The sequence below is a fragment of the Bradyrhizobium sp. 14AA genome (genome assembly GCF_054185205.1).
This window is the reverse complement of record NZ_JAVAYM010000011.1, coordinates 238,198-264,487: the sequence shown is the minus strand read 5'-3', so window position 1 is coordinate 264,487 and position 26,290 is coordinate 238,198. Positions and strand designations below refer to the sequence as shown.

25 protein-coding genes and 1 pseudogene are annotated in these 26,290 nt (G+C 64.8%); 15 read left to right on the top strand and 11 right to left on the bottom strand.

Annotated elements, in window-relative coordinates; genetic code table 11:
- Nucleotides 1–118 (top strand): annotated as a pseudogene (locus RAD15_RS21575) (IS5/IS1182 family transposase); the annotation flags it as partial.
- A 285-nt stretch (nt 119–403) separates the two neighbouring features.
- Here the strand turns inward: RAD15_RS21575 and RAD15_RS21570 are convergent.
- The gene (locus tag RAD15_RS21570) at nt 404–1,291 is read right to left on the bottom strand and encodes a LysR family transcriptional regulator (RefSeq protein ID WP_458180178.1); all 888 of its coding nucleotides are present in this window, start codon (nt 1,289–1,291) and stop codon (nt 404–406) included.
- A gap of 197 nt (nt 1,292–1,488) precedes the next feature.
- Here RAD15_RS21570 and RAD15_RS21565 point away from each other — a divergent pair, with 197 nt between their 5' ends.
- Nucleotides 1,489–2,637: a patatin-like phospholipase family protein gene (locus tag RAD15_RS21565; RefSeq protein WP_458180177.1), complete on the top strand. Its 1,149-nt coding sequence runs from the start codon at nt 1,489–1,491 to the stop codon at nt 2,635–2,637.
- A gap of 92 nt (nt 2,638–2,729) precedes the next feature.
- Entirely contained in the window at nt 2,730–3,680 is a 951-nt protein-coding gene (locus tag RAD15_RS21560; RefSeq protein WP_458180176.1) for an oxygenase MpaB family protein, read from the top strand.
- 194 nt (nt 3,681–3,874) lie between these two features.
- On the opposite strand, the gene glgA is transcribed toward RAD15_RS21560, so the two are convergent.
- A complete protein-coding gene (gene glgA, locus RAD15_RS21555; protein WP_458180175.1) occupies nt 3,875–5,290 on the bottom strand; it encodes a glycogen synthase GlgA in 1,416 nt (471 codons plus the stop codon).
- 196 nt (nt 5,291–5,486) lie between these two features.
- Between glgA and RAD15_RS21550 the strand changes: the two genes are divergently transcribed.
- From RAD15_RS21550 to RAD15_RS21540, 3 genes are all read left to right on the top strand, one after another.
- Nucleotides 5,487–6,683, top strand: a complete 1,197-nt coding sequence (locus tag RAD15_RS21550; protein ID WP_458180174.1) for a CaiB/BaiF CoA transferase family protein — start codon at nt 5,487–5,489, stop codon at nt 6,681–6,683.
- A gap of 162 nt (nt 6,684–6,845) precedes the next feature.
- Nucleotides 6,846–7,913: an alcohol dehydrogenase gene (locus RAD15_RS21545; protein WP_458180173.1), complete on the top strand. Its 1,068-nt coding sequence runs from the start codon at nt 6,846–6,848 to the stop codon at nt 7,911–7,913.
- Nucleotides 7,914–8,048: 135 nt separating this feature from the next.
- Complete coding sequence (locus RAD15_RS21540; RefSeq protein WP_458180172.1) at nt 8,049–9,128, top strand: isocitrate/isopropylmalate dehydrogenase family protein; 1,080 nt, start codon at nt 8,049–8,051, stop codon at nt 9,126–9,128.
- Nucleotides 9,129–9,172: 44 nt separating this feature from the next.
- On the opposite strand, the gene RAD15_RS21535 is transcribed toward RAD15_RS21540, so the two are convergent.
- The 5 genes from RAD15_RS21535 to RAD15_RS21515 form a co-directional block, all read right to left on the bottom strand.
- The gene (locus RAD15_RS21535; RefSeq protein ID WP_458180171.1) at nt 9,173–9,463 is read right to left on the bottom strand and encodes a hypothetical protein; all 291 of its coding nucleotides are present in this window, start codon (nt 9,461–9,463) and stop codon (nt 9,173–9,175) included.
- 143 nt (nt 9,464–9,606) lie between these two features.
- Nucleotides 9,607–10,428, bottom strand: coding sequence for an enoyl-CoA hydratase (locus RAD15_RS21530; RefSeq protein ID WP_458180170.1), 822 nt, complete (start codon nt 10,426–10,428; stop codon nt 9,607–9,609).
- Between the two features lie 113 nt (nt 10,429–10,541).
- Entirely contained in the window at nt 10,542–11,894 is a 1,353-nt protein-coding gene (locus RAD15_RS21525) for a L,D-transpeptidase family protein (RefSeq protein ID WP_458180169.1), read from the bottom strand.
- Between the two features lie 440 nt (nt 11,895–12,334).
- Nucleotides 12,335–12,706: a helix-turn-helix domain-containing protein gene (locus RAD15_RS21520; protein WP_164938811.1), complete on the bottom strand. Its 372-nt coding sequence runs from the start codon at nt 12,704–12,706 to the stop codon at nt 12,335–12,337.
- Nucleotides 12,707–12,735: 29 nt separating this feature from the next.
- Complete coding sequence (locus tag RAD15_RS21515; RefSeq protein ID WP_458180168.1) at nt 12,736–13,785, bottom strand: LysR family transcriptional regulator; 1,050 nt, start codon at nt 13,783–13,785, stop codon at nt 12,736–12,738.
- A 483-nt stretch (nt 13,786–14,268) separates the two neighbouring features.
- Between RAD15_RS21515 and RAD15_RS21510 the strand changes: the two genes are divergently transcribed.
- Both RAD15_RS21510 and RAD15_RS21505 read left to right on the top strand, forming a co-directional pair.
- A complete protein-coding gene (locus RAD15_RS21510; RefSeq protein WP_458180167.1) occupies nt 14,269–14,535 on the top strand; it encodes a hypothetical protein in 267 nt (88 codons plus the stop codon).
- Nucleotides 14,536–14,741: 206 nt separating this feature from the next.
- The gene (locus RAD15_RS21505) at nt 14,742–15,473 is read left to right on the top strand and encodes a cytochrome c biogenesis CcdA family protein (protein ID WP_458180166.1); all 732 of its coding nucleotides are present in this window, start codon (nt 14,742–14,744) and stop codon (nt 15,471–15,473) included.
- A 27-nt stretch (nt 15,474–15,500) separates the two neighbouring features.
- Here the strand turns inward: RAD15_RS21505 and RAD15_RS21500 are convergent, their stop codons facing one another.
- Both RAD15_RS21500 and RAD15_RS21495 read right to left on the bottom strand, forming a co-directional pair.
- Nucleotides 15,501–16,718 (bottom strand): 3-hydroxybenzoate 6-monooxygenase, encoded by a 1,218-nt coding sequence (locus RAD15_RS21500; protein WP_458180165.1) that lies wholly within the window; start codon nt 16,716–16,718, stop codon nt 15,501–15,503.
- Nucleotides 16,719–16,737: 19 nt separating this feature from the next.
- Nucleotides 16,738–17,292 carry a MarR family winged helix-turn-helix transcriptional regulator gene (locus RAD15_RS21495; RefSeq protein ID WP_458180164.1) on the bottom strand — a complete coding sequence of 185 codons (555 nt, stop codon included), beginning with the start codon at nt 17,290–17,292 and terminating at the stop codon, nt 16,738–16,740.
- A 177-nt stretch (nt 17,293–17,469) separates the two neighbouring features.
- Here RAD15_RS21495 and RAD15_RS21490 point away from each other — a divergent pair, with 177 nt between their 5' ends.
- From RAD15_RS21490 to RAD15_RS21480, 3 genes are all read left to right on the top strand, one after another.
- Nucleotides 17,470–18,537, top strand: a complete 1,068-nt coding sequence (locus RAD15_RS21490) for an amidohydrolase family protein (protein ID WP_458180163.1) — start codon at nt 17,470–17,472, stop codon at nt 18,535–18,537.
- Nucleotides 18,506–19,864 (top strand): MFS transporter, encoded by a 1,359-nt coding sequence (locus RAD15_RS21485; protein ID WP_458180162.1) that lies wholly within the window; start codon nt 18,506–18,508, stop codon nt 19,862–19,864. Before RAD15_RS21490 ends, RAD15_RS21485 begins: the two co-directional genes overlap by 32 nt.
- A gap of 79 nt (nt 19,865–19,943) precedes the next feature.
- Nucleotides 19,944–20,408, top strand: coding sequence for a DoxX family protein (locus RAD15_RS21480; RefSeq protein WP_458180161.1), 465 nt, complete (start codon nt 19,944–19,946; stop codon nt 20,406–20,408).
- An 80-nt stretch (nt 20,409–20,488) separates the two neighbouring features.
- On the opposite strand, the gene RAD15_RS21475 is transcribed toward RAD15_RS21480, so the two are convergent.
- Nucleotides 20,489–21,946: a sensor histidine kinase gene (locus RAD15_RS21475; RefSeq protein ID WP_458180185.1), complete on the bottom strand. Its 1,458-nt coding sequence runs from the start codon at nt 21,944–21,946 to the stop codon at nt 20,489–20,491.
- Nucleotides 21,947–22,280: 334 nt separating this feature from the next.
- Entirely contained in the window at nt 22,281–22,625 is a 345-nt protein-coding gene (locus RAD15_RS21470) for a DUF1236 domain-containing protein (RefSeq protein ID WP_458180160.1), read from the bottom strand.
- A gap of 137 nt (nt 22,626–22,762) precedes the next feature.
- On the opposite strand from RAD15_RS21470, the gene RAD15_RS21465 reads away from it, so the two are divergent.
- The 4 genes from RAD15_RS21465 (at nt 22,763) to RAD15_RS21450 (ending at nt 26,270) form a co-directional block, all read left to right on the top strand.
- On the top strand, nt 22,763–22,996 hold the full coding sequence (locus RAD15_RS21465; protein WP_458180159.1) for a hypothetical protein: 234 nt from the start codon (nt 22,763–22,765) through the stop codon (nt 22,994–22,996).
- Between the two features lie 358 nt (nt 22,997–23,354).
- Nucleotides 23,355–24,353, top strand: coding sequence for a TRAP transporter substrate-binding protein (locus RAD15_RS21460; RefSeq protein WP_458180158.1), 999 nt, complete (start codon nt 23,355–23,357; stop codon nt 24,351–24,353).
- Nucleotides 24,354–24,438: 85 nt separating this feature from the next.
- Nucleotides 24,439–24,954: a TRAP transporter small permease gene (locus RAD15_RS21455; RefSeq protein ID WP_458180157.1), complete on the top strand. Its 516-nt coding sequence runs from the start codon at nt 24,439–24,441 to the stop codon at nt 24,952–24,954.
- Nucleotides 24,951–26,270 carry a TRAP transporter large permease gene (locus RAD15_RS21450; RefSeq protein WP_458180156.1) on the top strand — a complete coding sequence of 440 codons (1,320 nt, stop codon included), beginning with the start codon at nt 24,951–24,953 and terminating at the stop codon, nt 26,268–26,270. The genes RAD15_RS21455 and RAD15_RS21450 overlap by 4 nt, the downstream gene beginning before the upstream one ends.
- The last annotated feature ends 20 nt before the right edge of the window (nt 26,271–26,290 follow it).

Sequence of the window (26,290 nt, the reverse complement as noted above, 5' to 3'; positions counted from 1 at the left end):
CAAACGCCGGATGCGGCTCACCTGCATCCGCTACGTCGGCCTCGCCAAGGCAAGCGGGCAAGTCCTGCTTGCCTCCATCGCGTTCAATATGAGGCGGTGGGCCGCAATCGCCGCGTGAGACGCCCGGCGAGGGCACCAACTACAGTCTCGCCCTGACAATTGGCGCCAACAGTGCCCTCTCTCTTTACGTCTCCTGCCTCAAAAGGCAGTAGCGCAACAGGCCCCTTGTGGGAGAAGGTGGCGCGAAGCGCCGGATGAGGGGTATCTATCCGCGTGCACTGACGCTCGCGGCGACATACCCCTCACCCAAGCGAGTCTGTGTCTGCCAGCCTCGCCGCCCTCTCCCACAAGGGGCGAGGGCACTGCAATGAGCATCTCGCCTGGTGCGAGAGCGCTCCACCTGTTACCCCGCAATCTCCCGCCAGTCCGCACCGCGCAGCATGCGCATCACGGCATTGGCGACGGCCGTTCGCTGCCGGCCGGCCACCCCGTAGAGGCTGACCGTGCGGCGGGCGTCCAGCCCGGCGACCGCGGCGCGCGTCAGTCTCTCTGACACGGGCGAGGTGTGCGGCATCATGGCGACGCCGATGTCGGCCTCGACGAGCTCGATCAGGTCGCGCTCGCTCGAGATGTCGTGGCCGTGTTCGACGTCGATCCCATGCTCGCGCAGGCTTTCGCAGATGCGGCCGGAATGTTCGCAGAAGGTTCGGTTCAGCAGTTGCTCGGGCCGCAGATCGTCCAGTTCGATCGAGCTGCGGCCGGCCAGCCGATGGCCCTCGGCGACGACGAGCTCGAAGGCTTCCGTGAACAGCGGCCAGACGTCGAGCCGCTCCCAGGCCTCGTCGATCTCGGCGGCGATCCCGAGCTCGGCCTCGCCCTTCTTCAGGAAGTCGCCGACCTCACGGCTCGTGCCGCGCAGGAAGCGGAATTCGATCCGGTTGAACTGCCGCTTGATCTCGTTGAGGTGCGGAATGAGCAGCGCCAGGTCGATCGAATGCGTCAGCGCGATGCGCAGCGCGCCGATCTCCCCGCTTCGGAACGAGGTGGCGAGCGAGCGCGCGCCGGTGGCGGCGTCATAGCACTGCTTCAAGAGCGGGTGCATGCGCTGGCCGAGCTCGGTCAACTGCGCCGCGGGCCGCTCGCGGCGGAACAGATCGCCGCCGAGCTCGGCTTCGAGCTGCTTGATCGCGCGCGTCAGCGAGGGCTGCGTCACGTTGCATTCCTCGGCGGCGCGCGTAAAATTCAAGAGCTGCGCCACCGCGAGGAAATAGCGGACCTGGTGCATTTCCATGGATCGGCTCCCAGCAGGATCGACCGGAAACTAGCCGATCCGGACAGGAAATGACATCCCGGGCTCAATAGCGCATGCGTATGGTTATGGAAGCCAGCCGGCATTTCCAAAAGGCCCGACAATCGCCGAGAACGGCAGGACGTAACAATGGCCTTACGTCTGACGAATGATAACCATAGGCTCGACAGGAGCGAGACATGAACGGCATGCAGGACAATTTGCAGCGCAAGAGCATGGACCTGCCGGGGCAGGTCGTTCTCGTGCTCCAGGGCGGCGGCGCGCTCGGCTCGTACCAGGCCGGCGTCTACCAAGCGCTCCACGAAGCCGGCATCGAGCCGGACTGGATCATCGGCACCTCGATCGGCGCGATCAATGCGAGCCTCATTGCGGGCAACGCAAGGGAGCACCGGCTCGCGCGCTTGAGGGAGTTCTGGAAGCGGATGGAGCAGAAGCCGGCGTGGGACTGGCGCGCCGCGTTTCCCGACTTCAACGAGAAGCTGGCCTATTGGTCGACCGTAACCCACGGCATTCCAGGTTTCTTCCGCCCCAATCCGCTGGCGCATGCCGGCGATTCCTATCCGCTGGGTGCCGATCACGCCGGCTTCTATTCGACCGCGCCGCTTGAAAAGACGCTGAACGAGCTGGTCGATTTCGATCTGGCCAATCGCCGCGCGCCGCGCCTGACGGTCGGTGCGGCTCATGTCGGGACCAGCGAAATGCGCTATTTCGACAGCCGCGACGGCGAGCTGACGGTGAAGCATGTGATGGCTTCGGGCGCGCTGCCGCCGGCTTTCCCGGCGGTGCGCATCGACGGCGAGCTCTATTGGGACGGCGGCATCCTGTCGAACACGCCGACCGAAGCGGTGTTCGACGACAATCCACGCAGGGACTCGCTGATCTTCTCCGTGCATCTGTGGAATCCCGTCGGGCCGGAGCCGACCACGATGGCGGAGGTGCTGAACCGGCACAAGGACGTGCAATATTCCAGCCGCATCGCGAGCCAGATCGTGCGCCAGCAGCAGGCCCATCGCCTGCGCCATGTCATCAACCAGCTCGCGGCGCGGCTTCCGGAGAGCGAGCTCGGCGATCCCGCCGTGAGAGAGCTGATGAGCTACGGCTGTTCGACCCGCATGCATGTGGTGCGGCTGCTGGCGCCGCAGCTCGAGCGCGAGACCCATACCAAGGATATTGATTTCAGTCCGTCAGGCATCACGCGGCGCTGGCATGCGGGCTACGCCCACACGAAGTCCGCACTCGCGCGAAAACCGTGGGTCGGCGAATTCGATCCGCTCGCCGGTGTAGTGCTGCACGACAACGTGGATGAGATGCCGATTGCGGCAGAGTGAGGGCCTTGTCCGCGATTTGTTTTGCGCGGTGACGATGTCACGAGTACCCGGTTCGGGTTATGGTCGGGGCGTCTTGGTCGCGAGGCTTGCAGTTGGTCGTCGAGAAAGATCTGGAGGCGGCGCTCGATCAGGTCCGCGCCAATACGGCAGGACCGGTTGACGGCGTGTTCGGTCCTGACACGGTGACCTGGCGGATCGACAGAGAGGCCGTCATCTTCCTCGGGGCCGGTCGCGCGCTGCTCCTTCAGCTCGCGCATCCCTGGGTCGCGGCCGCCATCGCCGAGCATTCCAAAACCTTGGCCGATCCGATCGGCCGCTTTCACCGCACCTTCGATATCGTCTTCGCCATGGTATTCGGCTCGCTCGATCGTGCCTTGCTGTCGTCGCGGCAACTGTACCGGCGCCACAGCATGATCGTCGGCGAGATGCCCGAGACGGTCGGCCCGTTCGCGGCCGGTTCGCGCTACTGCGCCAACGACATTCCGTCGCTGCGCTGGGTTCACGCGACGTTGGTCGAGACCGCGCTGATGTCGCACGACCTCGTCCTGCCGCCGCTCTCGGTGGAGGACCGCGAGCGCTACTGGGCCGAGAGCCGGACGTTCGGCGCGCTGTTTGGACTGACGGCGGATGACCTGCCGGCGGAGTGGGCCGGCTTTGCCGCTTACACCGCGGCGATGACGCAATCGGACACGCTCACGGTCAGCACCGCGGCGCGCGAGATCGCAACACAGATCTTCACCGGCGCGCGTCCGTGGTTGCGTCCGCCGCGCTGGTATCGCGCGCTCACGGCCAGGATGCTGCCGGAGCGCTTGCGTGCCGGTTTTGGTTTTGAGCTCGACGCGCGCGAGATCCGATCCGCCGACAATGCACTGCGATGGATCAGGCGCGTCTATCCGAAACTGCCCGATCGGCTGCGCTATGTCGGCCCGTACCAGGAAGCGCAGGCCCGGTTGCGCGGCGAGCTCCAGCCCGACTGGATGACCCGCTGCCTCAACCGAGCCTGGATCGGGCGGTCGCAGATGGACGTGCGCGGGAAGGGGTGAGGGCTAAAATCTCGTGTCCCGGACAAGCTGCAACGCATGAGCGTTGCAGCGCAGAGCCGGGACCCAGGAGGCCACGGACTCCACTGAGATGGGCCCCAGCCCAGCAGCGCACCGTCACTGGACGATGCTTCGCATCGCCAGGGAGACGCTGGGCTGCGTCCGGGGCACGAGAGGAGAGTGGAAACGCCTCAGCCTCACACCGACGCCAGCTTTCGATATAGCGCGCTGTACGTGCCGGCCGAGATGCTCCAGGAGAACGATCGCCCCATCGCGCTGCGGCGCATGGCATCGAGCTGGTCCTGCGCCATGAAGGTCGAGAACGCCCGGCGCACGCCGCCGAGGAAGGATTCGTGCGAGGGTCTTGAGAACAGGAAGCCGGTCTCGCCGTCGGTGATGGTCTCGGCGAGGCCGCCGGTCTGGTGGCCGATCGGCAGCGAGCCGAAGCGTTGGGCATACATTTGGCTGAGCCCGCACGGCTCGAACCGCGACGGCATCAGGGTGAAATCGCTGCCGGCAAAGATGCGCCGCGCCTGCGCCTCGTTGAAGCCGATCACCACCCCGATCGCGTCGGGGCGGCGGCGATGTGCGTCGATCAGCGCCTGCTCGAGCGCCGGCTCGCCGGAACCGGTGACCACGATCTGTCCGCCGGCATCGACGATCTCGTCGGCTGCCGCCAGCACGAGGTCGATGCCCTTCTGGTGCACGAGGCGGGCGACGATGCCGAACATGGGCCCGCGCGAGACTGCGAGCCCGAACTGCTTGCGCACGTAATCCGCATTGGCCTTCTTGCCGACCCAGTCGCCGGCACCGAATTGCTGGGCGAGCTGGGCGCAGGAGCGCGGGTCCCAGCTCTCGTCGATGCCGTTGAGGATGCCGCTGAGCTCGGCGGCATCCGAGCGCAGGCGGAGCAGGCCTTCCAGGCCGCAGCCGAATTCCTCCGTCGTGATCTCCCGCGCGTAAGTGCCGCTGACGGTTGTGAGATGCGAGGCGTAGACGAGGCCCGCCTTGAGGAAGGAGAGCTGGTCGTAGAATTCGACGCCGTCGATATGGAAGGAGCTCTCCGGTGCGCCGATCCGCCGCAGCGAGTCCTTCGGGAAGAGGCCCTGATAGGCGAGGTTGTGGATCGTTAGGATCGACGGCAGCTTGGCGCCGCGCCAGGCGAGATAGGCCGGCACGAGCGAGGCCTGCCAGTCATTGGCATGGACCAGGTCTGCTGCCCAATTCTTGTCCAGCTTGCCCATGGCCAGCTCAGCGGCGGCCGAGGCGAAGCGCGCAAACCGGATGTCGTTGTCCGGCCAGTCGCGCCCGGACTCGTCGCCATAAGGGTTGCCGGGCCGGTCGTAGAGCTGCGAGCACAACAGCACGTAGACCGGCAGGCCGTCCTTGGTGGCGGCCCGGCCGAGCGAGCAGGCCGGCAGCTCCGCGAACGGCGGACAGCGGCCAACGATCTGGATATGCGTGAGTTGCTCGATGATGTCGCGATAGCCGGGCAGCATGATCCGGATATCGGCGAAGGGACGGAGAGCACGGGGCAAGGCAGCGGAAACGGCTCCGAGTCCGCCCACGCGGACGAAGTCGTCCATCTCTGTCGTGACGAACAAGACCCTCAAGAACGGCTGCCCTCTTCCGATCCCGTTTGCTGCTATGCAAGAACGGGTCCAGTTGTCCCGGAATTCCCAAGCCCGCCCATGCGGCGCGTTCGTTCGGTAAAGACTTTCCTACTCAGCCGCCGCCCTCTAGGGTCGCCGCATCAACAAAAGAGGAAATCGACGGTTCCTAAGGGAGCCACAGGGAGACGCGGCACGCATGCAGCTAGCAGATAAGCATGAGGGGACGACGACAAAGGCCTTCGCCGGCCTGCGGGTCCTGGATTTTTCGACCACGATCGCCGGTCCGCACTGTGCGCGCATGCTAGCCGACATGGGCGCCGAGGTCATCAAGATCGAGACCGACGGCGGAGAGACGATGCGGACCCGGCCGCCGCTGCGCAACGGGTGCAGCACGGCGTTCGGCCAGCTCAATGTCGGCAAGAAGAGCGTCGTGCTCGACCTCAAGTCCGAGGACGGCAAGGAGGCGGTCCGCCGGCTGGCCGCGACCGCCGACATCCTGGTCGAGAACTTTCGCCCCGGCGTGATGCACAGGCTGCGGCTCGACTACGACAGCCTGCGTCCGCTCAATCCGAAGCTGATCTACTGCTCGATCTCGGGCTACGGCCAGACCGGCCCCTCTGCCGAATTGCCGGCCTATGCGCCGGTGATCCACGCGGCCTCCGGCTACGACATGGCGCATCTCGCCTACCAGCCCGGCCGCCATCGCCCCGACTATTGCGGCATCTACCATGCCGACGTCGTCACCGGCACCTACGGCTTTGGCGCGATTGCGTCGGCACTGTATCAGCGCAGCGTGACCGGTCTCGGCCAGCACATCGACGTCTCGATGCTGGAGTCGATGCTGTCGCTGACGCTGACCGAATTGCAGAGCTCGCAATTTGCGGTGAAGCCGCCGCCGCGCCCGATGTTCGGGCCGACCGAGACAGGAAATGGCTATGTCATGATTACTGTCGCCAGCGAGAAGACGTTTCAGGCCCTGATGGGGGTGATCGGCCGCGCGGAATGGATCACCGATGCACGCTTCGCCACCTATGCCCCGCGCCGCGAGAACTGGGCGGCGGTGATGGACGGCGTCGAAGCCTGGTCGCGGCAACTCACGACCGATGCGTGTCTCGCAGCGCTCGGCGCTGCCGGCGTGCCGGCCTCGGCCTACCGCACCGTGTCCGAGGCGCTGGCCGATCCGCAGCTCGCGCACCGGCAGGCGCTCTCCGCTGTCCAGGACGAGGGCGGCTCGTTCCAGGTCCTCAATCTGCCGTTCCGGATGTCCGGCGCCGACACGACGCCCGGCAAGACGATGGCCGTGCTCGGCGAGCACACGGGCAAATTGCGGGAGGAGATCGGCCTCGCCGGCGGCGCGCCAATTCCGTCCGGCAAAACCGCCGTGCAAGGCTGAAGGTGCAAGGCTGAAGCAGGGCCCGGTGCTGCCGGCAATGCGGCCTTGCGCGTGGCCCGCTTGTCACCATCCGCCGGCGTCAACTAGACAGGAGCGAGTTTGTCTCGCTCCCCCGGCCATGGCATGGTGGCGCGACAACAAGAAGCATGCGGGAGGACGCCGATGAAGAGTTTCAAGGTCGCTGATTTCAAGGCGCCGCTGCAGGAGTTCGACGAGGCCACGCCGCAGCCGTCGGGCACGCAGGTGCTGATCAAGGTGAAGGCCGCCGGCGTCTGCCACAGCGACCTCCACATCTGGGAAGGCGGCTATGATCTCGGCCACGGCCGCAAGCCGCTGTCGCTGAAGGACCGCGGCATCAATCTGCCGCTGACGATGGGCCACGAGACCGTCGGCGAAGTCCTCGCGTTCGGGCCGGATGTGAAGCCGACCGATCAGGGCGACCTCAAGCTCGGCGATGTCGGCCTCGTCTATCCCTGGATCGGCTGCGGCAAGTGCGCGACGTGCCTCGGCGGCGACGAGAACATGTGCCTGACGCCGCGTTCGCTCGGCGTCTATTGCGACGGCGGCTATGCCGATCACATGCTGGTGCCGCATCCGCGCTATCTCCTCAACCTCAGGGGCCTCGATCCGGCGTCGGCCGCACCTTATGCCTGCTCGGGCGTCACCACCTACAGCGCGCTGAAGAAGGTCGAGCAGCATTTCGACACGCCGATCGTGATGTTCGGCGCTGGTGGCCTCGGCCTGATGGCGCTGTCGCTATTGAAAGCGATGGGCGGCAAGGGCGCGATCGTGGTCGACATCGACGCCAGGAAGCGCGAGGCAGCGGAGAAGGCCGGCGCGCTTGCGACCGTCGATCCGAAGGCGCCTGATGCGCTGGAGCAGCTTGCGAAGAAAGCGGGCGGACCGATCCGCGCCGTGATCGACCTCGTCGGCAATGCCGCGACGACGCAGCTCGGCTTCGACTGCCTGACCAAGGGCGGCAAGCTCGTCATCGTCGGCCTGTTCGGCGGCGGCGCGACCTGGGCATTGCCGCTGATCCCGATCAAGGCGGTGACGATCCAGGGCAGCTATGTCGGCAATTTGCGCGAGACGCAGGAACTGCTCGATCTCGTGCGCGCGAAGAACGTGGCCCCGATCCCCGTGACGAAGGCGCCGCTCAACAAGGCCAACGACGCGCTGGTGCAATTGCAGCAGGGTACGGTGGTCGGACGCACGGTGCTGACGCCGTAGTCACCGCTCCATCCTCCGTCATTGCGAGCGGAGCGAAGCAATCCAGACTGCCTCCGCGGATGCATTTCTGGATTGCTTCGTTGCAAGAGCTCCTCGCAATGACGACCACTTCATTTCTCTGCGCAGGAATCCCCAATGTCCGCAAATAACGCCTTCCACATTGCCGTGCTCGCCGGTGACGGCATCGGCCCTGAAGTCATGGCGCCGGCCGTCGAGGTGCTGCGCAAGATCGAGCGGAAATCCGGCTTGAGCTTCCGCTTCACCGAGGCACCGGCCGGCGCCAACAATTATCTCGCGACCGGCAAGTCGATGCCTGACAGCACGATCAAGCTGTGCGAGGAGGCGGACGCGATCCTGCTGGGTGCCTGCGGCCTGCCTTCGGTGCGCTATCCTGATAACACCGAGATCGCGCCGCAGATCGAGCTGCGCTTCATCTTCGATCTCTATGCCGGCGTGCGCCCGGCGCGGCTGATTCCGGGCGTGCCGAGCCCGATCGTCGGCGCCGACCAGCGCGGCATCGACATGGTCGTGATCAGGGAATCCACCGAAGGCCTGTTCGCCTCGATGGGCAAGGGTGTGGTCACCCATGACGATGCGCGCGAGACCTTGGTGATCACGCGCCGGACGTCCGAGCGCCTGTTCGAGTTCTCGTTTCGCCTCGCCGAGCGGCGCAAGGCGCGCGGCAAGCCGGGGATGCTGACCTGCGTCGACAAGGCAAACGTGTTCAAGGCGTTTGCGTTCTTCCGCGGCATCTTCGACGAGATCGAGAAGAAGCATCCGAACGTGAAGACCGACCGGCTCTACGTCGATGCCTGCTCGGCGATGCTGGTGAAGCGGCCCTGGGATTTCGACGTGATGGTGATGGAGAACATGTTCGGCGACATCGTCTCCGACATCACCGCTAGCTTGATCGGCGGTCTCGGCATGGCGCCGTCGGCCGACATCGGCGACAAATACGCGGTGTTCCAGCCCTGCCATGGCACCGCGCCCGACATCATGGGGCAGGGCAAGGCCAATCCCACCGGCATGATCCTGTCGGCGGCGATGATGCTCGACTGGCTCGCCGACAAGCACGGCGTCGAGAGCGCGGCGGAAGCCGGCGAGACGATCGAGCGTGCGGTGGACCAGATCTATGCCGGCGGCATCAAGCCGATGGAGTTCGGCGGCAGCAACGGTACGGCAGACATCACGAAAGCGGTGCTCGCGGCGCTGTAGTCAAAACGCCAAATGAAAAAGGGGCCTCGCGGCCCCTTCGTCGTTCACCAGCGGCGCCAGTGGTGGTGGTGACCCCAGCCCCACGGGCGCGAGCCGTAACCGTAGTACCGGCGCGGGCCACCGTAATAGCCATAGGCGCCATAATAGTTCGGGCGCCACCAGCAGCGGCCCCACGCGTTGCAGACCATGCGGACCTTGTCGACGTCAGCGGCCGGACCGCCTGCAATCTGGTTCGCCTGCGGGATGCCGTTCGGCATTGCCGCGAGCGCAGGCCCCGACGCGAGCGCCACACCGCCCATGGCAGCCAGACCAAGAACAGCAAATTTTGCTTTCATCGCCTTCTCCCTCGTTGATGGCGGAAGAACCGCCGGGAGATCAATTGGTTGCTACGGCGTCGCAGGCGGGCAGGAATTTAATCTTCGTGAATGATGGTTCAGCTTGGCTGAAAGTTCCGGCTGCACTCGCAACGACGGAAGCGTCACTTCCCCAGGAACTGCGGCCTGCGCTTCTCCATGAAGGCCTGCCGGCCCTCGCGAAAATCCGCAGAGTCCATGCAGGCACTGCCGATCGCCTTGATCGCGTCCATGTCGCGCCGGCTTTCATCCTTCAAGACCTGGGCGATGGTGATCTTGGCGGCCTTGATCGCGAGCGGGGCGTTCTCGGAGATGGTCTGCGCGATTCCCATGGTCTCGCCCCAGAGCTGGTCGACGGGGAATACGCGCTCGACGAGGCCAATGCGCAGCGCCTCGGCGGAATCGATGCGCATGCCCGTGTACATCAGGAGCCGCGCCCAGGACGGGCCGACCAGCGACACCAGGTGCCGCAACCCGTCAAAGCCATAGGCGATGCCGAGCCTTGCCGCGGGAATGCCGAACTGGCTGCCATGCGCGGCGAGGCGGATGTCGGCGAGCATCGCGACCTGCATGCCGCCGCCGAGGCAGAAGCCCTCGATGCACGCGATGGTCGGCTTGGGATAGTCGGCGAGCAGCGCGCGCTGGGCGGCGCTGCGCCTGGCATATTCCTCGGACGCGGCCGCGTTGTGCCGCGTCTTTTCGAACTGGCTGATGTCGGCACCTGAGACGAACGCCTTGCCGCCGGCGCCGCGCAGGATGACGACGCGCACCGCATCGTCGTCGCGCAAAGCCGTCAGCGCCTCGCCAAACCCCTCCCACATCTCCAGCGACATCGCATTGCGCTTGTCGGGATTGTTGAAGGTGATCACGCCGACGCCGTCAGCGGCATGCTTGAGGATCTTGCCGTCGGCGTAGGATGTTTCGGTCGTGCTGAAAATGTCGGGCATCGCGCGCTCGCTGGTCGTTGGCGAGGCGCAATGTGCGGCCGGCATGTGGCCCGGGTCAACCGCGGCAGGAGAGGCGGCTTTGCATCCGCCTGTGGCGCGATTGCATGGCGCGCCTACTGTGTTGCGTGCATGTGCGCGGTCAGCGGATGGCTCCCGGCGTTGCTGAAGAACGCCGCTTCTTCGGCGGTCGCCTCCAGCAGCTGCTCGTCCTGGTGATAGACGTCGTTGCGGAACTGGACGGTCTGGTCCTTGGTCATCCACGCGGTGAGATAGATCCAGGCCACCGGCACCTTCCTTGCCATGGCGACGTCGAGGTGCTCGCCGCCCGCAATCTCCGCGTCGATCGCGGCGCGGCTCCATTTCGGCTGGTCCTTGAGCAGCCACGCCGCGAGATCGCGCACATTGTCGACGCGCGAGCAGCCGTGGGAATCGAAGCGGTAGTCGTCGCTGAACAGATTGCGCTGGTTGGTGTCGTGCATGTAGACCGAATAGGAATTCGGCATGTCGATCTTGACCGCGCCGAGCGCGTTGAACGTGCCGTTGTGCTGGCGCACGGTGAAGTTCGGTGTGTGCGTGCCCGACCAGTCGACCGAATGCGGATCGATCGGATTGTCGTGGGCGTCGAGCACCTCCATGTGCATGCGCGACAGATAGGTCGGATCCTTGCGCATATGTGCGGAGATCTCGGTCTTGGCGATCGAAGAGGGCACCGTCCAGGTCGGATTGAGGACGACGCTGGTGATCTGGGCCGTCAGCGTCGGCGAGGGCTTCTCGGTCTTGCCGACGATGACGCGATAGCGCCGCACCACGACGTCGTTCTCGACCGCCTCGGCGAACGCGGCGGGGATGTTGACCACGACATAGCGCTGGCCGAAGCCGAAATTCATGTTCTCGAGCCGCTGGAGCGATGCCTCCAGCTGCCGGATGCGCTTCTGCACCGATACGTTCATCGCAGCGATCGTGCGCGGCGTCATGGTGCCGGTCGGCGCCAGGCCATGACGGACCTGGAAGCGCTTCACCGCGTCCGCAACATCCTGGTCGAACGCGCCGCTCGCCTTGTCCGCGGCAAGGTCACCGGAGAGGATCAGCCGCTTGCGCAGCAAATCGTCGCTCGCGCCCTGGACGCCGGGCGCGAATTTGGCGTCCGCGGGAATGGTCGGCCAGCCGCCGCGCACCGCAAGGTCCGAATAGCTCAGCGCCGCATCCTTGATGCGCTGGGCCGAGCCTTCGTCATAGGTCGGCTCGTGCGTCAGCGCGAGCGCCGCGGCCGAACGGCTCTCCGCCGTCGAGGCGGCCGCCGGCGCTGCAGTCTTCGGCGCAGCCGCATGGGCTGGATTGGCGGTCGCGGGCACCGTGCCTGCCGTCGCCGGCTTCGGTCCGGCCTGTCCCGTGGTCTCGTTCTGCGCAAACGCGGAGGCGCTCGCGAGCACGCCGACGGCAATGATCATCGCATGGCGTTTCGACATGTGTCCCATCTTCCCCAGTCCCAACTTCCCATGAGAACGAGGCCCGGACGGGCGCTCGCATTGGCAATCCCCGGGCCGCCGTGCCGCGTGCCGATTCGTGAAATCGGCGAGAGGCTAGGGCATCGGGGTTGCGGTCCCCTTAAGCACCGCGCAATCGGGAGCCCCGCACGTCGCGGTTCTCTCTCGAATGGGTCGCGGCAGGGGCGGGATGGGTTCGCCAAATCCGCGACGAATGGCGGCCAAGCAGCCAAGAACTGCAAGAAACGGCAAGAAATTGGACGAGAAGCCGACAAGAAAAAGGGGCGGTCATACCGCCCCGAGAAAGGCCACGCGCACGCGCGCGGGCTCAGATACAGCCAATCGGCTCTCGTTCAATCCAGCCGCGCCCCCGCGACGCGACGGATTGAACATCGGCCATTGAGGCCAGAACGTCGATCGGCTCAGTCTTCGTTCGCCGCGATCGATTCCATCAGCGAGACGAGCTGACGCTGCACCGTCTGGTCCTTGATCTTGCTGTAGGCGCGCAGCAGCCGGAGGCTGAAGGCCGAATCGAGGAACAGCAGGCTCTCGACCTCGCGCGCCTTGTTGTCGCCGTCGTAGAAGAAGGTCACGGGCACGTCGAGGGCGGAGGCGATCTGCTGAAGCCGAGCCGCGCCGACGCGATTGACGCCCTTCTCGTACTTCTGAACCTGCTGGAAGCTGACGCCAAGCTTCTCGCCGAGCTCGGCCTGCGAGATTTTCATCTCGACGCGCCGCAGACGGATTCGCTTGCCAAGCTCAATGTCCGGCTTGCCGGCACTGCGCTGCTTCATTCTTTTCGCCGCTGTTTTCATACTCGTTCTCACCGTTGTTCTTCGGTTGAAAATCCCCCGAAGAGCTGGGTCAGGGGTTCGCCCATATACACGTCCTTGAATTCGCGCGGATGCACGAACTCCTCCTTAAACCACGGGAATCGCGCTGGATTGAAAGCGTCGATCAGCCAGTCAATCATGTGCCGCACGCGCGGAATCCGGCCGCTACCAGGGTGGTAGGACAACCAGATATCCAGCGGTCTGTTCAGCTCGACCTCCAGTGGAATCAACTTCCCGCCAAGCGCAATGGCGTAGCTCGGGAATACGCCTATGCCGGCGCCATTCGCGACCGCCCAGTAGTTGGCGCTCGAGACGTTGGTCTTCATGACCAGAAGGTCACGTTCCGAAACGCCCGGGAAGAAGCTCTCGAAGGATTCCTTGGCGGCGAGCTGGTCGGCGAATTGCAGCACCAGGCGGTGCTTGATCAATTCCGCAGCCGAGCGCGGCGCGCCGTGTTTGGCGATGTATTTCTCCGAGGCCCAGAACATCAGATGCATGCGGCCGAGCCGCACCAGCTTGATGTCGAGCGCCGAGGGACGGGACAGATGGATGGCGACGTCGGCCTCGTGGCGGGAGACGTCGGCCGAGCGCATCGCGCAATGCAGATCGACCAGGATCTTCGGATAGGCCTGCTGGAATTCGACCAGCCGCGGGGCGAGCCAGAACGTCCCGAGGCCCTCGGTCACGGCGACCCGGACCTCACCGGACAGCGCGTTGGCCATCGAATCACTGGCGCGCAGCACGTCGAAGGTGGCCGCCTCCATCCGCTCGACGGCGGAGACCACGAGTGCGCCCTCATCGGTGAGATGAGTGCCATGGACGTCGCGGGTGAACAGCGTGGTGCCGGTCTGGCGCTCGAAATCATCGATCCGGCGGCGGACTGCATTAATCGACAAGGAGAGGCGTTCAGCCGCCGAGCGGAAACTGCCGCATCGGACGACTTCGAGAAATATGCGGGCCGTATCCCAATCCGAGAGGCCGCTGATATTTGTCTTTGGGCGTTCTTCCAATGGAACGCCCCTTTCCGCCAAGGAGTGCATACAAGTCCCTTCAGATCGCTAAACTGGCAGAATCTGGCGCAAACCACAACCACGGCGGGTTGCGGGGTGATGAGTTTTGAACGTCATCCTTACTGCCTCGCAGATGGTATCTGAATGCTGCCAAGGGCTGGGAAAATCGGGCGAATTATCGCTCGTATGAGGGGTGTGGCGTGAGTTCCGTTACGAGCCGTGAAATGGCTGCGGGATTGTCGGCGCTGTCCGGAATGGATGTCCTTGCGCGAGCATCGACGCCGCCTTCTCGAATGGATCAATTACAGCGCGCAAAACGTTTTGCCCCGGACTGCTCTGCTCATGGCCAATGGCGCCGCGGGGCGATGTCTGGCGGAACCGCGGTTTCAAGACGGAAACACACTGAAATCATGTTCAGAGGCGCAGCGGCCTCGTGCTATCCTCGATACTCCATGGGGGCCGAGGGGGTCGTTACAAGCACGTCTCGCAGGCCGAAATAACGGAAAGAACGCCGTGTCGCATTCAGACGAACAGTTGCAGTCGGTGCTGGAAACGCTCGAGGAGTGCCGCAGGGTTCTCAATGAGACCAACAGCCGTGAGTCGGCCGAGCTGCTGTCCATCGTCATCCTCGACGTGCGGATGAAACTCAAAGGAATTGACAGTGCTGAGCTGAAGGCACTGTGCGACGAAATGCTGCGGAGCGCTGCAAGCGAACCGCCGCCCCCCTCCAAGCAGACGCAGGACCAGCCCCGGCGTCCGCTGCTCCGCGTGGTGAAGTAGCCGCGCCGCCGAGTCTCGCTTTTTGGCGAGGTTTGTGCGCGTCCCGATGCCGCATCTGTGATCACGGACGGCATCGGGAGGAGCCCTGGTTTCATGCGCCTCTGTTGCGCATTCTCCGGCATCGGCTACACCAAAGCCGGTTCGGCTCCTGGCCGCGCGCATTCCCCGCGCGCCGTCCCAGTGCCTGAGATGGCTCAGACTGCGTCATGCAAAATGTTTCGATCCCGGCGGCGCTGATTGCCGGCCTCGTCAGCTTCCTCTCGCCTTGCGTCCTGCCTCTGGTCCCGCCCTATCTGATCTATCTGACGGGCGCCACGATCGAGCACGTCGAGAGCGACGAGCCGTCCGCGGCCTCCAAGCGCGCGATCATGATGTCGGCGCTTCTGTTCGTGCTCGGTTTCTCCACGGTGTTCGTTGCGCTCGGCGCCAGCGCCTCGCTGATCGGGGGATTGATCCGCGCCTGGTCGGCCGAGCTCTCGATCCTCGCCGGCCTCGTCATCATCGTCATGGGCCTGCACTTCCTGGGCCTGACGCGCATCGGCCTGTTGATGCGCGAGGGACGGCTGCCGATCCCCAGGCCCGTCGGGCTCTGGGGCGCCTATATCATGGGCCTCGCCTTCGCCTTCGGCTGGACGCCCTGCATCGGCCCGATCCTCGCCGCGATCCTCTCGATCGCCGCGGCCGAAGCCACGGTGACGAAGGGCGCGGGCCTGCTCGCGGTCTATTCGGCCGGACTCGGCATTCCCTTTTTGATCGCGGCCCTGATGATCGAGCAGTTCTCCGCGCTGTTCGCGCGCATGAAGGGCCACCTCGTCAACGTCGAGCGCGCCATGGGCGTGTTGATGGTGATCACCGGCATCGGCTTCCTCACCGGCGCGGTCTCCAATGTGAGCATCTGGCTGCTCGAGACGTTCCCGGCGCTGCAGACGTTCGGGTAGAGCCAAGCCCGCCCGGGTAAGATCGGCTCAGGACCGCGCAACTCGTCGTGCCGCATCTGACGGCCGCTCGGAGAACGGGTCCTCATAGAGCCAGGCCAGATTTTCGCAGAAGCGCTCCAGGCTGGTCTCGCGCATCAGCTGATTGCGCAGCAGCGCGTGGACGCCGGCTGGGTGATAGACGTGAGTGCCGAGCTCCCGGGCCTGGAGCTGGACGCGTGCGGTGCGCAGCAGCCGGGCATTCCTGTAGCGATCGAGCGCATGTGCGATGTCGCCCTGCGTCTCGTCGAGCTCATCAGCGAGACAAACCGCGTCCTCCAGCGCCATGCAGGCGCCTTGCGCGAAATATTGCAGCATCGGATGCGCGGCATCGCCCAGCAGAACGACGCGGCCGTCGATCCAGCGATCGGTGGGATCGCGATCGCAGGTCACCCACGCCTTCCAGTCCCGTCCGTGATGAATGATCGCCTTCGCGCGCGGATGCACGTCGCGAAAACCTGCAAGGACCTCCTCGTGGGTCACGGGCCTTGCGGCGAAAGCCTCCGTCGGGTCGTTGTGACAGGTGATCGCGAGGTTGAACACCTTCCAGCCCGAAAGCGGGTAGTGCACGAGGTGGCACTTCGCGCCGGCCCATAGCATCGCCGCGTTCCAGCGCAGATCCTCGGGCATCTGTTCGGTCGGGATGACCGAGCGATAGGTGGTGTGGCCGGCAATCCGCGGCGCGCCGTCGCCGATCATCTGCTGGCGAATGCGGGAACGAAGCCCGTCCGCGCCGATCAGCAGGCATCCGGTGACGCGCTCGCCGGACTTGAGCGTTGCCGAGGCCTGTGTGCCGGTCTGCTCATAAGCGACCACGTCGCAGTCGGTTCGCAGTGTGACATTGGGATGCGCCTCGCAGGCGCGGACGAAGATGCCGTGCAGGTCGCCACGATGGACCACTGCGTAGGGATTGCCGAAGCGTTGGCGGAAATAGCTGGTGAGATCGACATGGGTGATCTCCTCCGCCGAGATCGCGTCCATCAGGCGGAGCTTGTCGATGAAGACGGCAATCGCGCGCGCGGCATCGCCGAGCCCGAGACGATCGAAGGCGTGAAATGCGTTGGGGCCGAGCTGAATGCCGGCGCCGATCTCCTGATAGCGCGACGCGCGCTCGAGGACCGTGACCTGGAAACCCTTCTGCGCCAGCGCGATCGCGGCTGCGAGCCCGCCGATGCCGCCGCCTGCAATGATGATGGGATCCTGTCGCATGGCCTCTCCTTCGTTTTCCCTATTTTCTTGATGTCTTGCTGCGCGGCTGGCTCGCCCTCGCTTTCGCCTCGGGCCGCTCGTCGCGGATTTCCTTCGACCGCGCCGGCGGCGGGATCTTGATCGATCCGGCTTCGACTTCCTGCTCGAGCCGGTCGATGTTCTTGTAGAGCTCGACCAGCACGCGCTTGAGCTCCGCCGCTTCCTTGGCGGACATGCTGCCGGTGACGACCTCTTCATAATAGGCCGCGAGCGGCATCAGCCTTCCCGCCAGCTCGGTGCCCCTGGGCGTCAGGACGACCTGGAGGCTGCGCTGGTCGTTCTCGGGACGGTCGCGCGTCAAGAGGCCCGCGCGGCTCATCTCCGCGACGATGCGCGACAAGGTGGATACGTCGGCCGATGTCAGCTCGGCGATTTCGCCGAGACGCAGCGGGTGACCCTGCTCGGATAGAGCGGCCAGCACGCGGTACATCGGAAGCGTCAACTTCTCGTGACGGATCACGCGCGCGAAGAGGTCACCCATGCGCACGCCGAGCCGGGCGAGCAGATAGGGAAGCGAATTTGAAAATCGGTACATGAGTTTAGGTCCGGGCTTGGGTTCTGGCGGGAGAGCTCCGCCCGGAATAAGCGCCAACCTTCGCATGTGCAATATTTGCATATCAATCATTTGCAAATACAACGTTCTCATTGACAAGTATCTGGATCAGGCGCTTTGCTTTGTCAACGCCGAAAGCGGAGCCGAAGGAACGACGCCATGCAGGGAAAGATTGCGCTCGAGGAGCACTTCGCGATGGACGAGACCGTCCAGGACAGCGCGGGCTTCGCGCCGACCGAGGACTGGGTCGAGCTGAAGGCGCGGCTGCTCGACATCCATGATCGCCGGCTCGCCGAGATGGACGCCCACGGCATCGAGATGATGCTGCTGTCGCTGAACGCGCCGGCCGTGCAGGCCATTCCCGATCGCAACCGGGCGCTGGACTTGTCGCGCCGCGCCAACGACTTTCTCGCCGAGCAGGTCGCCAGACGGCCTGACCGCTTTCGCGGCCTCGCGGCGCTGCCGATGCAGGATCCCGAGGCGGCGGCGCGTGAACTCGATCGTTGCGTCAGCGCGCTTCGCTTTCGCGGCGCGCTCGTCAACGGCTTCAGCGAACTCGCCGGTGTCGATCAGGCCATCTATTACGATCGCAAGGAGTTCTGGCCGTTCTGGTCGGAGGTCGAGCGTCTCGGCGTTCCCTTCTATCTGCATCCGCGCAATCCGCTGCCGAAGGACGCGGCGATCTACGAGGGGCATCGCTGGCTGCTCGGCCCGACCTGGGCGTTCGGGCAGGAGACCGCGGTGCATGCGTTGCGGCTGATGGGCTCGGGCCTGTTCGACGCGCACCCGCGGCTCCAGATCATCCTCGGCCACATGGGGGAGGGGCTGCCCTATTCGATGTGGCGCGTCGACAATCACAACAAGTGGATGCGGGCGCAGAATGTCTATCCGGCGCGGCGCAAGATCGCCGACTACTTCAGGGAAAATTTCTACATCACCACGTCGGGCAATTTCCGCACCCAGACGCTGATCGACGCGATGCTCGAGATCGGCGCCGACCGCATCCTCTTCTCCGCCGACTGGCCGTTCGAGAACATCGACCACGCCGCCGACTGGTTCGACACGGCTGCGATCTCCGAAGGCGACCGCATCAAGATCGGCCGCGACAACGCGCGCGCCCTGTTCGGGCTCGGCGAGGCATCAATTCAATCTGCCGCAGAGCAGAAGACGTCATCAATTTCCATGGAGGAAACTCGTGAGCATCTCGTCCGAAATCGACGTGCGTGAGGAACTGTCCGGCGCTTCGATCGGTCCGTTCCACAAGCTGCTCGGCATTCTCATCACGCTCATCACGCTGTTCGACGGCTATGACACCTTCAATCCGGCCTATGTCATCCATTACGTGGTCCAGCCCTGGGCGCTCGCACCAAGCCAGGCGGGGCTTTTGGTGAGTTCGGGTCTCGTCGGATTCCTGTTCGGCGCCATCGGCCATGGCGGCGTGGCGGATCGCTTCGGCCGGCGCGGCACGCTGCTTGCGGGCTTGTGGATCGTCAACGTCTTCACGTTGCTGACCGCCGTGCTGGCGAACGATTTCTGGAGCTACTGCGCCCTTCGATTCGTCACCGGGCTCGGCCTCGGCGTGCTGCTGCCGTTGGGAACGACCTTCATCAACGAGCTTGCGCCCAGGCGTGTCAGCAACACGTTCTCGCTCTGGGGCGTAACGCTGGGCTGGTCGCTCGGCGGCGTTTGCGCCGGCCTCGTCGGCGTTTTCCTGACGCCGCAACATGGCTGGCAGATCCTCTATTACGTCGGCGCGTTGTCGATCCCGCTGACCTTCGTGGCCCACGCCATTCTGCCCGAAAGCCCGCAATTCCTGGCCACCCGGTCGCGGGTCCCGGAGCTGCGCGCGCTGCTTGCGCGGTTGCGGCCGGAGCGGGCGTCGGTCTACCAGAATGCGACATTTGCCACGGCCCGCGGCGGGACGCCGCAGAGCACGATCGGTGCCTTGCTCGGTCCGCGCTATCGCGGCGTCTCGCTGACCATCTGGGTCACGGCGTTCCTGAGCCTGTTCGCGATCTTCGGTCTCACCGGCTGGATTCCGACGGTGATGCTGAAGCGCGGCGAGACCTTTGCCGCCTCGTTCGGCTTCGGGGCCCTGATGCAGGCGATGTCCTTCATCGGCGGTCTCACGCTGGCCATGCTGGCCGACCGCAATTTTGCGCTGACACCGCGCTATCTGGCGACATGGTGGCTGAGCGGCGGGATCGCCGTGCTGGCGCTCGTCTTCCTCAGCGGTCACGGCGTCAATCTCGCCATCGTCGCAATCGCCGGCTTCTGCATCATCGGCGCGCAGCACGTCCTCAACAATTTCACCGCCGGCTCGTACGAGACCTGTTTCCGTGCCAGCGGCGTCGGGATGGAGCTCGGCATCGGCCGGGTCGGAGCGATCCTCGGACCCTATGTCATCGGTCTCCTGCAGCAAGCCACCGGCGGTCCGGATGCCGTGTTCTGGGCGATCGGCGGAGCGTCGATCGTCGGCGCGCTGGCGATTGGATCGCTTGGTCTTGCCGCTGCCACGCGCCAGCCGACGGCCGATGTCGCGGCCGCGGAGTGACGGGGTGCGTCGATCCATCCATGGGGCGATGTCGATCATCCCTCCGCTTTCACCGACGAAAACTAGAAGGAGATCCCGAATGCCGATATCCACCCGTTCCGCCGAGACCGCAGGCCAGTTCGATGCCTGGGTGCTCCTGTTCGCGCGCGTCGCGATCGCGCCGCTGTTTCTCTACAGCGGCGTCGGAAAGGTGCTGGCATTTGCCGTGACCGCCGGCAGGCTTCCGGGAGGAGCGGATGGGCTCGGCGCCGTTCTCGCCGCGGGCGCGATTGCGGTCGAACTCGGAGGCGGCATGGCCCTTCTGTTTGGGCTGTTCGCACGTCAGGCGGCGATGGTCCTGCTTCCGTTCACGATTGCCGCGACGCTGATGTTCCACAATTTCTGGGCCGTGCCGGAGGCTGCGGTCGTGATGCAGACCATCAACTTCCTGAAGAATCTCGGCCTGCTCGGCGCGCTTGCTCTCATCGCATTCTATGGACCCGGCGCGTATGCCGTGCAGGCCGCGATGAAGGCCGGTCCCAGGGGCGCTCCCGGGCTTTCGTGATCGTCTGCTAGGCCGGCTGCGAGAGCCTTGCCTCGAGGATGTCCGCGCCATTGGTGATCTTCACGGCCAATCCTTCTCCTTCACCGCGCCTCGTCGAGCATGCACGTCACCGTGCAGACCACGCCGCGTGGCAGGAAGTCGACGGTGGCCTCGCCGCCGAGCTGGTCGCGCGCGCTGCGCTCGATCAGGCGCGAGCCGAAGCCGCGCTGCACCGGCGCCGTCACCGGCGGCCCGCCGATCTCGGTCCAGATCAGCCGCAGCCGCGGCTTCGGCGTATCGGCGATGACCTCCCAGTCGAGCGTCACCCGTCCGGTCTCGTTGGACAGCGCGCCGTATTTCGCGGCGTTGGTGGCGATCTCGTGCACGATCATCGAGAGCACCACGGCAAGCCGCGGCGACAGCGGCACCGCGGGACCGGCCATGCGGATGCGGTCGGGATTGCTCAGCAGGAACGGCCGAGTCGCGCGGGCGATCACGTCCCGGAGCTCGGAGCCCGCCCATTTCTCCTGGCTCAGCAGGTTGTGCGCTTCGGCCAGCGCGCCGAGCCGGCCCTCGAACTTCGCCCGCTCGTCCCGGCTGGCGCTGCGGAAGGTCTGCACCGCGATCGCCTGCATCAAGGCCAGCGTGTTCTTGACGCGATGGTTGAGCTCCTCGATCAGGAGATCGTGCAGCATCTCGCCGCGCGCGATCGTGGTCGCCATCCTGACCGCGAAGGTCAGGCCGGTCAGCAGCAGGATGCCGCCGATCAGGCTGGTGATCGCGATGTTGCGCCAGAGCGGCGCGATCAGCGAGCTCTCGGCGACACCGGCGGCGACCGTCCAGCCCGTGAGGTGCGACCTCGTGTACGCTGCGGCCAGGGCGACGCCGTCGAGCGACACCGTCGGAAGCGATGCCTCGCTGCTGCGAAACATCTCGGCATAGAGCGAGGGTGAAGCGCGCTTGCCGAAGTTTTCGCCGGGGTTCGGCACGCGCGCGAATACGATGCCCCTGGTGTCGAGCAGCGATACCGTCCAGAGCTGATCGGGCCGCTGCTTCTCCACCAGATCCTGGAATATCCTGATCGGCGGGCTGAAGCAGAGGTCGTAGATCACCTCGCCGTCGCGGAACACCGGGACCTCGACGGTGAGCACCTGTCGCCCGTTGATCGCGCCGGTGAACAGGTCGGAATATTGCGGCGACCTTGTCGCGAACACCTTTTCGATGATCTCGAGATGGCCGCGTGGCGGCGGGCTTGCGGTGTCCTCCGTTGCGGAGGAAAACAATAGCCGGCCCTTGCGGTCGGAGATCAGCACGAGGCCGCCCTTGCCGTATTGCTCGACGAAACCGAGCGCGATGCGGCGGAAGGTCTGGAAGTCGTCGTTGCGCAGCGAATTGGTCAGCGCAAGGACCTGCAGGCCGCCGGTCATGCGCTGCACCTCGGAATCCAGCACGAGGCGCATGCTGCGCACGTTCTCCAGCACGCGGAGGGTCGCGTCGCTTCGGTCCTGCCTGTAATTGTAGACGGCAATGCCGACCGCAAAGACGATCAGCGGCAACATCGTTCCCGTGACCAGAAGAGCGAGCCGGACCGGCAAGGTGAGCTTTGACAAACGCGGGCGTCCCGGTTCCGGCGCAGCGGCGCCGGATTATGATTTTGGCGAGACCATACGGGCGGGACTTGCGCGGCGCCACGATTTTCGCGTCCGCGAGCGGTCGAGCGCCCGGATTTTGCAGTGCAGTCCGGGACGCCTGCGCTTCAGCTCAATGCCGATTGCGGTCGGTCGCAGACACATGGCGCAGACTCAGCCCGGCGATCCGAGCCTCTCGATGCGATGTCATGCGGTCAACTCGGGGAGGGCGGCCGCCTGTGAGGCGGTCGCCCTCCGGCCTTGATCAATCGATTTCCTGAACGACAGTGCGCGAGCCGGGATCCACCAGCATCACGCGTTCGCCGGAATAGACGTAGCGATACTTCGTGAGGGAGGGGCCCCAATCCGACGGCACGGCCTCCAGTTCGACGTCGCTCGGCACGGTGGCGCCGACGATGATCTTTTCCTTCGTCGTGACCGGGCGAACGCGGTGCTCGGTGACGTAGGATTTGATCTTCGTGCGATATTCCGGCTCGATCTGAACTGCCGCAGCGTGACCGGTTCCGGTGGTGGTCACCACGGTGGATTGCGCGAATGCACCGGTCGAAATCAACACCGCCGCGGCGGATAGCAGGAACAACTTCTTCATCTCGTCCTCCTCACGGGAATAAGCGCCGCAACAACATCTCACCGCGAACGGCGTTCCAATGCCTAGGAACAAAGTGCCATTTTATCCCGTTTGCAAGTCGACCGGGTCGGAAAGCCCGGCGATTGGAGGAGAAGAAAATGAAGCTGAGAATAGCGACCGCAGCGCTGATGCTTGCTGCATTGTCCCTGCCGGCGTTCGCGGCCGACGAGTTCTACGTCGTGCAGGACGTCAAGACGAAGAAGTGCACCGTCGTCGACAAGAAGCCGATGGACACGTCCATGACCGTCGTCAGCCCGTCGGGCACGATCTACAAGTCGCGCACCGAAGCCGAGAGCGGCATGAGGACCGTGAAGGTCTGCACGTCCAATTGAGGAGGACAGTGATGCCGGTACTTATTCTCTGGGCCGTGCCAGCGATCATTCTGGTCGGCGGCGGCATCTATCTGATTGGTCACATGCACTAGATCTGTCGTGGAAGACGAGCCGGTCTCTGCGTGCAGCGCACAGGTCGGCACGTCTTCCCGTTTCCTAGGGGAGGCCCGCCCATGCGGCGGGAAGTTGCAGTGCAGCAGGTCGCGCTGGAGCAGTCCTGCGACGAAGAGTACCTCCGGCGAACGCGAAATGACTTCCGTCCCGCCGAAGTTTTTCATACGCTTCCCTCTCGCAGGCCGCATGCCGGCTGCGCTCACGGCCCGGCGACAGGGCCGGGGCATCAAAGGGAGGGGAGACGATGAAGCGAAGATCATTTCTCGCTGGTATCGGTGCAACCACTGCGGCGGCTACGATCGGCATGCCGTCGATCCTCAGGGCGCAAGCGCCGATCACGCTGAACGGCGCGGTGCAATTCAACGACGACCATGCCTTCAACCGGGCACTGATCCGGTTCGAGGAGCTGGTGAAGAAGTATTACGGCAAGCCCGTCAATTTCACGCTGCATAGGAACTCCTCGCTCGGCCTCGAGAAGCAGTATTTCGAGTACATGTCGCAGGGCAAGGCGGTCGATTACGGCATCGTCTCGCCGGCCCACATGTCGACCTTCGCCAAGGCGGCTCCGTTCATCGATGCGCCGTTCGTGTTCAAGGGCATCGAGCACATGAACAAGGTCGTCGAAGCCAATATCCTGGCGCCGATCGCCGATGAGGTCGCGGCCAAGGCGGAGGTCGTTCTGATCGGCTATTCCGGCGGCGGCATCCGTAACATCTTCGCCAACAAGCCGCTCAAGAATCTCGCCGACCTCAAAGGCCTCAAGGTTCGCGTGCAGGGCGCGCCGATCTGGTCGAAGACCTTTGCAGCGGTCGGCATGAGCCCGACCGTGATCGCCTACAACGAAATCTACAATGCGATCCAGAACGGTGTGATATCGGCCGGCGAAAACGAGGCGGCCGGCGTGGAGGCGATGAAGTTCTACGAAGTGGCCCCGCATCTCAACCTGACCCAGCACGCCGTATCGATCCGGCCGATCTGCTTCTCGGTGAAGACGCTGAAGACCTTGCCGAAGGATTTGCAGGACGCGATCATGAAGGCCGGCAAGGAGGCCGGCGACTACGGCCGTCAGCTGGAGTCGAGCGAAGAGGTCATCAAGCTCGACACGCTCGAGAAGGCCGGCAAGCTCAAGCGCGTTCCCTTCGAGGAGCGGGACGCCATGAAGAAGCTCGCCGACCCCGTGATGGCCACCTACGCCAAGGAGATCGGCGCGGAGGGCATTTTCGAGAAGATCAACGTCGCCTGAGCTCGTTGCATCCGCCGACGGCATGTCCGGGCAAGCCCCGCTTCTTGCCCGGCCGTGGCGGATGAGCTGCCCGCACGGAGCCCCAATGTCCGAAACGCCCGTCCCGTCCACACCGTCGCTGTGGCGCCGCGTCACGGCGGCCTATGCGAAATTGCTGGAGATCCTGCTCGCGGCCTGCGTCGGCATTCTCGTCATCCCCGTGACGCTGCAGATCATCTCGCGCTACACGCCCTTCATTCCGTCCTACATCTGGACGGAGGAGATGGCGCGCTTCCTGTTCGTCTGGACGATCATGATCGGCGCGATGGTCGGTGTGCGGGAAGCGCAGCATTTCGAAGTCGACGTGTGGCCGGACCTGTCGCGGCGGTCGGAGGCTGCGGTGCGGATCCTCGCGCGGCTCGGCGTGCTGGTGCTGGCGCTGGTGTTCGTGTCGGCCGGCCTCGAGTTCACCCACTTTGCCTGGAACAGAACTTCGGAGCTAGCCGATCTGCCGCTTTGGTTGATCCACGTCGCCTGGCCCGTGACCGGCGCGACGTGGATCGTCTTTGCGGGCGAACAGATCATCGATGAAATGCGCGTTCTGGTCGAGGCACGGCGATGAGCGGCAATGTACTCTCTGCCGGACAGGCCGCGATGGTGCTGTTCGGGGTTTTCATCGGCCTGCTCATCGTGCGCGTGCCGGTCGCCTTCGCGCTCGGCCTTGCCTGCGTGCCGATCCTGCTGATCGAGCCGCGTCTGTCGCTGATGACGCTCGCGCAGGAAACCTTCAATGCGTACAATTCGTTCATTCTGCTGGCGGTGCCGTTCTTCCTGCTGACGGCGAATCTGATGAGCATCGGCGGCATCACTGATCGCCTGGTGGGGTTGTCGCGCTCGATGGTCGGGCACTGGCCGGGATCGCTGGCACAGATCAACGTCGTGCTGTCGGTGTTCTTTGCCGGCATCTCGGGCTCGTCGACCGCCGACGCGGCGAGCCAATCAAAAATCTTCATCGATGCGCAGACCAAGGAGGGCTACGATCTCTCGTTTTCCATCGCCATCACGGCGGTGTCGGCGGTTCTGGCGGTGATCATCCCGCCGTCGATCCTCATGATCGTGTGGGGCGGGCTGATCTCGACCTCGATTGCGGCGATGTATCTGGCCGGCATCGTGCCGGGCCTGCTGATCGCGGGCGCGCAGATGGCGACGGTGCACATCTACGCGGTGCGGCGCGGCTACCCGACCTATCCGAAATCGACGTGGGTCGAGATGCGATGCGCCATCTGGCGGTCGATACCGGCCCTGATGACGCCGTTCATCATCGTCGGCGGCATCCTGCTCGGGTGGTTCACCGCGACCGAGTCCGCCTGCGTCGCGGTGCTCTATTCCGTGGCGCTCTCGGCGTTCTTCTACCGCGAGATGGGTCCACGCGAATTGTACAAGACCCTGCTCGACACCGGCCGCCTTGCCGGCGTCGCGTTGTTTTGTGTCGGTACCGCAAGTGCGTTCGGCTGGCTGCTTGCCTATTACAGGATTCCGCAGGAGCTTTTGGCCAACGTCTCGACCTGGGGCATGGGCAGCGTCACGGCCGGCTTCTTCATCTGCTTCTGCTTTCTGGTGGTGGGCTGCTTCCTCGACGCCATTCCGGCCATCATCATCGTCGGCACCGTGCTGGAGCCGCTGGCCAAGTCCGTCGATCTTCATCCGGTCCAGTTCGCGATCATATCCATCGTATCGCTGGCCTTCGGACTGGTGACGCCGCCTTACGGACTATGTCTGATGATCGCCTGCTCGGTCGCCGGCGTGCGGCTGCGCTATGCGCTGAAGGACACGGTGATCATGCTGGTTCCGATGCTCCTCGTGCTGGCAGCGGTCATCGTCTGGCCGAGCGTGTCACTGTTCCTGCCGCGCCTGATCGTGCCGGAGATGCTCAAATGAGCGTCCGATCGTGCGCCCCC